The organism is Aminobacter sp. P4_H6_2, from assembly GCF_056400805.1.
In genome coordinates, this window is the sequence record NZ_JBFUKO010000413.1 from 1 (window position 1) to 4,836 (window position 4,836).

General features: G+C 62.0%; 5 protein-coding genes. All 5 read left to right on the plus strand.

From position 1 onward, the window contains the following. Window positions 1-574 (plus strand): twin-arginine translocase subunit TatC (gene tatC / locus AC1DUU_RS23105; RefSeq protein WP_476785720.1); only part of this gene is annotated, 574 nt, incomplete at its 5' end. 55 nt (window positions 575-629) lie between these two features. Continuing rightward, window positions 630-1,934 carry a serine--tRNA ligase gene (serS, locus tag AC1DUU_RS23110; RefSeq protein WP_476785721.1) on the plus strand — a complete coding sequence of 435 codons (1,305 nt, stop codon included), beginning with the start codon at window positions 630-632 and terminating at the stop codon, window positions 1,932-1,934. Window position 1,935: 1 nt separating this feature from the next. Beyond that, a complete protein-coding gene (surE, locus tag AC1DUU_RS23115) occupies window positions 1,936-2,694 on the plus strand; it encodes a 5'/3'-nucleotidase SurE (RefSeq protein ID WP_476785722.1) in 759 nt (252 codons plus the stop codon). Further along, complete coding sequence (locus AC1DUU_RS23120) at window positions 2,691-3,344, plus strand: protein-L-isoaspartate(D-aspartate) O-methyltransferase (RefSeq protein ID WP_476785723.1); 654 nt, start codon at window positions 2,691-2,693, stop codon at window positions 3,342-3,344. The genes surE and AC1DUU_RS23120 overlap by 4 nt, the downstream gene beginning before the upstream one ends. A gap of 169 nt (window positions 3,345-3,513) precedes the next feature. Then, complete coding sequence (locus AC1DUU_RS23125; RefSeq protein ID WP_476785724.1) at window positions 3,514-4,797, plus strand: peptidoglycan DD-metalloendopeptidase family protein; 1,284 nt, start codon at window positions 3,514-3,516, stop codon at window positions 4,795-4,797. The last annotated feature ends 39 nt before the right edge of the window (window positions 4,798-4,836 follow it).

Below are 4,836 nucleotides of genomic sequence, written 5' to 3' on the forward strand. Positions count from 1 at the left end.
CATCGCACCCGGTCTCTACAAGAACGAGCGCAATGCCTTCCTGCCGTTCCTGATCGCCTCGCCTGTCCTGTTCTTGATGGGCGCGTCACTGGTGTATTTCTTCTTTACCCCAATGGTGATGTGGTTCTTCCTTGCCATGCAGCAGGCCGGCACCGACGATCAGGTGCAGATTTCGCTGCTGCCCAAGGTGTCGGAATATCTCAGCCTGATCATGACGCTGATCTTCTCCTTCGGCCTGGTGTTCCAGTTGCCGGTGGTGACCACGCTGATGGCGCGGGTGGGCCTGGTTAGCTCGCAGGGGCTGGCTGACAAGCGCAAATGGGCGATCGTTCTTGCTTTCGTGGTGGCGGCCGTGCTGACGCCGCCAGACCCGGTCAGCCAGATCGGCCTTGCCCTTCCCACGATCCTTCTTTACGAGATTTCCATCTGGACCGCCCGGATGATCGAAAAAAAGCGCGAGAAGGATCGTGTGGCGAGCGAAACGCAGGACGCGGGCGAAAGCACCGCCGAGAAGCAATCGCCAGCAGCATCGACCTCGCTCGAAGGCACAGGCAGCGGCACCAACGCTAGCTGACAGCCCGATCCGCCGTCGCGGTCGTTTCGACAACCGCGACGACCGGAATTTTTAAATGCTTGATATCAAATGGATTCGTGAGAACCCTGGGGCGCTTGCCGATGCACTTGGCAAGCGCGGGCAGTCGGCCGAGGTGGCGAGAGCCACCGTTGACGACCTGATCGCCAAGGACGAGGCGCGTCGCGCCCATGTCTCCAAGCTTCAGGAAGCGCAGGAGCGCCGCAATGCTGCATCCAAGGAGATCGGCAATGCGATGCGCTCGGGTGATTCCGCACTCGCCGAGAAGTTGAAGACCGAGGTCGCAGAGATCAAGGGCTTCATCCAGGACGGCGAAGGCCGCGAGCGTGAGCTCGACAAGGCGCTCGACGCGGCACTTGCCGTGATCCCGAACGTGCCGCTCGAAGACGTGCCGGTCGGCAAGGACGAAAACGACAATGTCGTGCTGCGCAAGGTTGGCACGGTTCCGCCGCGCCCGAACTGGGTGAAGGAGCATTTCGAGATCGGCGAAGCGCTCGGCCTGATGGATTTCGAGCGTGCCGCCAAGCTTTCCGGTTCGCGCTTCACCGTGCTCAAGGGGCAGCTGGCGCGCCTTGAACGCGCCCTTGGCCAGTTCATGCTCGACCTGCACACCACCGAGCACGGTTACACCGAGGTCCAGGTGCCGCTTCTGGTGCGCGACGATCCGCTCTACGGTACGGGCAATCTGCCCAAATTCGAGGAAGATCTATTCTTCGTGCCGCATGGCGACAGTCGCCTGGGCCTCATTCCGACCGCCGAGGTGCCGCTGACCAATCTGGTGCGCGAAGAAATCCTGGCGAGCGAGCAGTTGCCACTGCGCATGACGGCACTCACGCCGTGCTTCCGCTCGGAAGCAGGGTCCTCCGGGCGCGATACGCGCGGCATGCTGCGCCAGCACCAGTTCTACAAGGTCGAGCTGGTTTCGATCGTCGATGCCGAAAGCGCACTTGCCGAGCACGATCGCATGACCGAATGCGCGGAAGAAGTGCTGAAGCGCCTCGGCCTGCCGTTTCGTACGATGGTGCTTTGCACCGGCGATATGGGCTTCGGCGCGCGCAAGACGCATGACATCGAGGTCTGGCTTCCCGGCCAGAACACCTATCGTGAAATCTCGTCCTGCTCGGTCTGCGGCGATTTCCAGGCGCGCCGCATGGATGCCCGCTATCGTCCGAAGGAAGAGAAGGGCACGCGTTTCGTGCACACGCTCAACGGCTCGGGCGTGGCTGTCGGCCGCGCGTTGATCGCGGTGCTCGAAAACTACCAGAACGAGGACGGCAGCGTAACGATTCCTGAAGTCCTGCGTCCTTACATGGGTGGTCTCTCCAAGATCGAAATGAAGTGACATGCGCATTCTGCTGACCAACGACGACGGCATCCACGCTGAAGGCCTTGCCTGCCTGGAGCGGATCGCCAACCAGCTATCGGACGATGTCTGGGTGGTGGCGCCGGAAACCKACCAGTCAGGTTATGCGCATTCTCTGTCGATCTCCGAGCCGCTTCGGCTGCGCAAGATCAGCGACAAGCATTATGCGGTGAACGGCACGCCGACCGATTGCGTCATCATGGGCGCGCGCAAGATCCTGCCAGAGCCACCGGACCTGATTCTGTCCGGCATCAATTCGGGTCTGAATGTCGCTGACGACGTGACTTATTCCGGCACCGTTGCCGGTGCCATGGAAGGGGCGCTGATCGGCATCCGCTCGATCGCGCTCAGCCAGGCCTACATCTATGAGAATGACGAGCGCATCGTGCCGTATGAAACGGCCGAAGCGCTGGCGCCGGCGCTGCTGCGCAAGCTGATTTCGACGGAGCTGCCGATCGGGGTGCTGCTCAACGTCAACTTCCCCAATTGCCCGCCCGAAGAGGTGACGGGACCGGTTGTGGCGAGTCAGGGCAAGCTGTCTTACGGCATCTGGGTCGAGGAGCGCCGCGATGGCCGCAGCCTGCCATATTACTGGCTGCGTTTCGGCCGCGACGAGCCGGTGTTGAAGCCGGGCACCGACCTTCATGCCGTGCGCAACAAGCAGATTTCCGTGACCCCGCTCAAGCTCGACATGACGGCGCATGAACTGCGCGATCAATTGGCCAAGGCAATTGCATGAACATGATGCCGGACGACCGTGAAGGTTTCGCCGCCTTTCTCCTTCGCCTTCGTGGGCGCGGCATCGTTCCGAAAAATCTCATTGCTGCTTTCGAGGCGACGCCCAGGCGCGACTTCATCTCGGGCCAATTCCATTCCATCGCCTGGTCGGATCGCATGTTGCCGATCGAATGCGGCGAGGCGATCGAAGGTGCCGATCTCCAGGCTTCGGTCATTGCCGCGCTCAACATCGAACAGGGTAACCGCGTGCTCGAAGTCGGAACCGGCTCGGGCTATACTGCGGCGGTCATGGCCCGGCTCGCCGGCCGTGTCGTCACGATAGATCGCTACAAGACGCTGACCGAACAGGCGCGCCAGCGCTTCGAGGTTCTCGGCATGAACAACGCGCTGGTCCGTCAGGGCGACGGTTCCAACGGGTTGCCGGGCGAGGGGCCGTTCGACCGCATCGTGGTGTGGGCGGCATTCGACAGCTATCCGCGCATGTTCGTCGACCAGCTTTCGAGCGGCGGCACGATGATCGCACCGATCGGCCCCGAAGAGGGCGAACAGGTACTGTGCAAGCTGACCAAGATCGGCAGCCGCTTTGAACGCGAAGATCTGGGTGTTGTCCGCCTGCAAGCGCTGGCCCGCGGCGTCGCTGCCATTCTGTAGCCAAAAATCGTTTTCAAGTTTGTGCATGAACCAGGTAGCTGGCGGCGCTTGGCCGTGCGCCGCCGCCATTCATGAAGCAATTGATTTATTTGATCCTCTTAACCGACCAGTAACATTAACGCGCTTTAATCAAGCCTAGTTGGTATCGGGTAAAGCGCGGGTCAGTGCGATGCGTTTCAGTATTTTGAAGACGAATAAACGCTCTCTGGCGCGCGGTGGCGCCGTGCTGCTGGTTGCCGGCATGGCGGCAGGGTGCAGTTCCGGAGTGTCGCGATTCGGCGGCGGTGGCGTCGACGATCTCTTTACGGCATCGACGCCCAACCAGCAGTCGATCATCAACAATCAGCAGCAGCCGCAGCCCTATCCGGGCGATCCCCAGATGGCGGCAGCGCCCRTAGCCCCCAGCAGTTCGGGTTCGGTTAGCCGTGGCAGCCTCCAGCCGGTTTCGTCGCAGCCTCTGCCCGCACCTGTCGCTCAGGCTCCCACGCTTGCCCCGGCCCCTGTTCGTACAGCTCAGGCGCCGATTGTCGATCGCACCGCGACAGCTACGCTAGCCCAGCCGCAGACGGCGCAGGCAGAACAGAATACGCTTAAGCTGCCGACCAAGAAGCCGCTGCCGGTCAATCCGCCGCTGTCGACTGACAAGGTTGCGGTGTTGCCGCAGCAGCCCAAGACCAGGGAAGGTGCCGTCGCGCAGCTCGACTCTTCGGCTGACAAGAATGCCAAGCCGGTTGGTGCCGGTGGCGGCTATAAGGTTGCGKAGGGCGACACGCTCAACCGCATCGCCCAAAAGCTCGGCGTCACAACCGCAGCACTCAAACAGGCCAATGGTCTTCAGGACGGCCGCATCCGTATCGGTCAAACGCTGAAGGTACCTGGCGCGACCACGACCGTTGCCGCGGCGAAGCCCGCAGCCATCGATCCGGTGGTCACAAGCACGCCTRCTCCGGCCAAGCCGGCCGTTGCCGCGGCGAAGCCCGCTGCCGATGCACCCACGGTTGCTTCTTATACGCCGCCGAAGAAAGACAAGCTGGTCGAGCAGGCCGAAGAATCGTCGGCACCTGCGCCGAATGCCACCGGCATCGATCGCATGCGCTGGCCGGTGCGCGGCCGGGTCGTTGCCAACTATGGCAAGGGCGGTGGCAAGTCGAATGACGGCATCGACATCTCGGTGCCGGAAGGCACGCYCGTCAAGGCTGCCGAGAACGGTGTGGTCATCTATGCTGGCGACGGGCTCAAGGAGTTCGGCAACACCGTGCTGGTGCGTCACGAGAATGGTCTTGTCACCGTCTATGGTCATGCCAGCCAGCTGAAGGTTCAGCGTGGCCAGAAGGTCAAGCGTGGCGACGAGATCGCGCTTTCCGGCATGAGCGGCAGCACCGACGCGCCGAAGCTGCATTTCGAGGTGCGCAAGAATTCAACGCCGGTCGATCCGAGCGGCTATCTGGAATAATTTCGCGGGTCGTTTGACCTCCATCAGACCCGCCAGTTC